Here is a 1,347-nt window from a genome sequence, read left to right on the forward strand (position 1 = left end):
GTGCGCTGGTCGCAGGACGGTCAGGTCGAGTACATCGGGCGGACCGACTTCCAGGTCAAGGTCCGCGGCTTCCGCATCGAACTCGCCGAGATCGAGCAGGCTCTCACCGACCACCCCGGCGTCGCCCAGGCCACCGTGGTGGTCCGCGAGGACCGCGAGGGCGGCAAGCGCCTCGTCGGCTACGTCGTGCCCGACCCCGGCGCCGCGGTCGAGGACGCCGACGACCAGCAGGACGACTGGCGCGAGCTCTACGACGACAGCTACCGGGCCTCCGAGGACGAGGCGTGGGGCGAGGACTTCCAGATGTGGACGTCGTCGTACGACGGCGAGCCGATCCCCGTCGGGCAGATGCGGCAGTGGCGGGACGCGGCCGTCGCCCAGGTGCTGCGGTACGCGCCCCGGCGCGTCCTGGACATCGGCGTCGGCTCCGGCCTGCTCCTCGCCAAGATCGTCGGCGAGGTCGACGCGTACTGGGGCACCGACATCTCCGCTCCCGTCGTGGAGCGCGTCACCGCCCAGGCCGAGCGGTTCGGGTTCGGCGACCGGGTCCACCTCAGCGCCCGTACCGCCGACGAACTGTCCGACCTGCCCAAGGGCCGCTTCGACACGGTGGTTCTCAACTCCGTCGCCCAGTACTTCCCGAGCGCCGAGTACCTGGACCACGTTCTGAGCCAGGTCATGGAACTGCTCGAACCCGGCGGCCGCATGATCGTCGGCGATGTGCGCAACGCCTCGACGCTGCGCGTCCTGCTCACCGCCGTCCAGCGCGCCGCCCACCCGCACGCCTCGCACGACGAACTGCGGACCTTCGTGGAGAAGGAACTGCTCGCCGAGCGCGAACTCGTGGTCCCCCCGGAGTGGTTCGCCGACTGGGCGGCCCGGAACTCCGTCGCCGTGGACATCCGCCTCAAGCCGGGAGAGGCCCACAACGAACTGACCCGGCACCGCTACGAGGTCGTCCTGCACAAGGCGCCCGCCGACGTGCTCGACCTCTCCGGCCTGCCGGAGGTGCCGTGGGGCGGCCGGCTCGCCACCCCCGCCGACCTCGCGGGGCGCACGGAGGACGGGCCCGTGCGCGTCACCGGCATCCCCTCCGCCCGGCTGTCCGAGGAGGCCGCCGTCGCGGTCGCCGCCGGGCTCCTCGACCCGACCGCGCTGCCCGGCGAAGCGGTCGACCCGCACGACCTGACCGAATGGGCCCGCGCCCACGGCCTGACAGCCGTCCTCACCCTGTCGGGCGAGGACCCGCGCTGCTACGACGCGCTGCTGCTGCCCGCGCTGCCCGCCGAGGCCGCCGTCACCGGCACGTTCGTCACCACCGACGCGGGCCGGCGCGCCCGGCCCAAC

General features: G+C 73.3%; 1 protein-coding gene. It reads left to right on the forward strand.

From position 1 onward, the window contains the following. A partial coding sequence (locus tag K377_RS41185; RefSeq protein ID WP_146614883.1) for a class I SAM-dependent methyltransferase occupies positions 1–1,347 on the forward strand: 1,347 nt, incomplete at both ends.

The organism is Streptomyces sp. PsTaAH-137 (assembly GCF_003259365.1).
Taxonomy (GTDB): domain Bacteria; phylum Actinomycetota; class Actinomycetes; order Streptomycetales; family Streptomycetaceae; genus Streptomyces.